1 protein-coding gene is annotated in these 2,482 nt (G+C 65.8%); it reads left to right on the forward strand.

All coding sequences use genetic code 11. The annotated features are described in order from the left end of the window. A partial coding sequence (locus DBR24_RS24640) for an amino acid adenylation domain-containing protein (RefSeq protein ID WP_256591802.1) occupies positions 1-2,482 on the forward strand: 2,482 nt, incomplete at both ends.

Raw genomic sequence — 2,482 nt, forward strand, 5'->3', positions numbered from 1 at the left:
CTATCAGGCCTTCAGCCTGGCGCGCGAGCCACAATTGCCCGCTCTGCCGCTGCAATACGCTGACTACGCAATCTGGCAGCGACGCTGGCTGGAAGCCGGCGAGGGCGAGCGGCAACTCGAGTACTGGCGCCAGCAACTCGGTGAAGAACAGCCGCTGCTGGAAGTGGCGCCAGACTACGCCCGGCCCCTGACGCAAAGTTTTGCAGGGCAGACCCTGAGTTTCGATTTTGGCGCGCAGTTGTCCCTGCAACTCAACGCCTTTGCCCGCAGCCAGGGCATCAGTCTGTTCATGCTGGTGCTGGCGGGGTTCTCGCTGTTCCTCTCGCGCCACGCGGGGCAGCGCGACATCCGTGTTGGCGTGCCGAATGCCAACCGTGGCCGCGCCGAAGTCGAAGGGCTGATCGGTTTCTTCGTCAACACCCAGGTGCTGCGTTGCGAAGTGGATGAGCGCGGCAGCTTCGCCGACTTGCTGGCGCGGGTGCGCGAAGCGGCGTTCGGTGCCCAGGCGCATCAGGAGTTGCCGTTCGAGCAACTGGTGGACGAACTGGTCGCCGAGCGCACCCTCGGTCACAACCCGCTGTTCCAGGCCAAGTTCAACCAGAACGTCGGCATGCAGAAGCAACGCTCGATGACGCTACCGGGGCTGAGCGTGGCGGAATACCCGCTGGACAAGGACGGCACCCACTTCGATCTGGCGCTGGACATCACCGATGACGGCACCTTGATTCACGGGCAGATGACCTATGCCAGCGACCTCTATCGTCCAGAGACTGTCGCCGGTTTTGTGCCGGCCTTGCTCGGCCTGTTCAGTGAGTTGTTGAAAGCGCCGCAAGCGCCGTTGCACAGCGTTGCCCCGTTGGCGCCAGCGGTGCTTGCTGCACCCGGCGAACCGGCGCTGTCGGTGTTGCACCTGTGGGATCGACAAGTCGCGCAGCAGCCCGAGGCACTGGCTGCGCGTGACCTGCATCAGAGCATGAGTTTTCAGGCGCTGGATCAGGCGGCCAATCGACTGGCCCATCATCTGCTGGCGCAGGGGCTGAACATCGGCGAGCCGGTGGCGGTGCTGATGGAGCGTTCGCTGGACTGGCTGACTTGCGTGCTGGCGATCTTCAAGGCCGGCGCGGTGTACATGCCGCTTGACGTCAAGGCGCCGAACGCACGGCTGCAGCAGATGCTTGGCAGTGCCGGGGCGCGGCTGCTGTTGTGCGCTGAAGGGGATGCGCGGGTGTCCGCACTGGCGGTGGATGGATGTCAGGGGCTCGCTTACGCACCCACGCAATGGCAGGCGATGGCGGACGTCAGCCCGGCCGTGAGCCTGTTCGCGCAGTCACCGGCCTATGTGATTCACACCTCCGGTTCCACCGGGCAACCCAAGGGTGTGCTGGTCAGCCACGGGGCGCTGGGCAGTTACGTGCGCGGTGTGCTGGAACGCCTGGCACCGACGCCGGACAGCAGCATGGCGCTGGTCTCGACCATCGCCGCCGACCTGGGCTTTACCGTGCTGTTCGGCGCGTTGTGTTCCGGGCGCCTGTTGCACGTGTTGCCGGAAGAACTGGGTTTTGACCCGGACCGGTTTGCCGAGTACATGGCCACTCACCGCGTGGGCATGCTGAAAATCGTCCCGGGGCATCTGGCCGCACTGTTACAAGCTGCCCGGGCCGCCGATGTGTTGCCGCAGCACGCGTTGATCGTCGGCGGCGAAGCCTGCTCGCCAGCTCTGGTGGAGCGCGTGCGTCAGCTCAAACCGGGCTGCCGCGTGATCAACCACTACGGGCCGAGTGAAACCACGGTCGGTGTGTTGACCCACGAAGTTGGCGAACTGGCGGCCGATGCGCGCTGTGTTCCGGTTGGCACGGCGCTGACGGGCGCGCAGGTTTACGTGCTCGACGATGTGCTCAACAGCGTCGCTGATCAGGTGGCCGGCGAGTTGTACATCGGTGGTGACAGCGTGGCGCAGGGCTATCTGAACCAGCCCGGATTGACCGCCGAACGCTTCCTGCCCGATCCGTTCGGCGCGCCGGGTTCGCGGGTATACCGCAGCGGCGACCGCGTGCGGCGTAATCGTCAACAGGCCATGGAATTCATCGGCCGCGCCGACGATCAGGTCAAGGTGCGCGGTTATCGCGTGGAACCGGCGGAAGTCGCGCGGGTGCTGCTCGGCCTCGACGGCGTCAGTGAGGCCGCGGTGTTGGCGTTGGCTCTGGATGATGACCCGGCGCGGCTGCAACTGGTGGCGTGGTGTGTGCCGGTGGCGGGTGTGAGCCTGCAGGCGCAGGGGCTGCGCGAGCAATTGCAGGCGTGCCTGCCGGAGTACCTGGTGCCGGCGCAGATTGTGCTGCTGGCGCAACTGCCGCTGACCGCCAACGGCAAACTCGACAAGCGCGCCTTGCCGGTGCCGGGGCTGGTCACGCAGCAGTTCGTCGCGCCGGTGGGTGAGGTCGAGGAGAAGCTGGCGGCGATCTGGGCCGAGGTGCTCAAACTG

The sequence above is a fragment of the Pseudomonas sp. HMWF006 genome (assembly GCF_003061205.1).
Lineage (GTDB): Bacteria > Pseudomonadota > Gammaproteobacteria > Pseudomonadales > Pseudomonadaceae > Aquipseudomonas > Aquipseudomonas monsensis.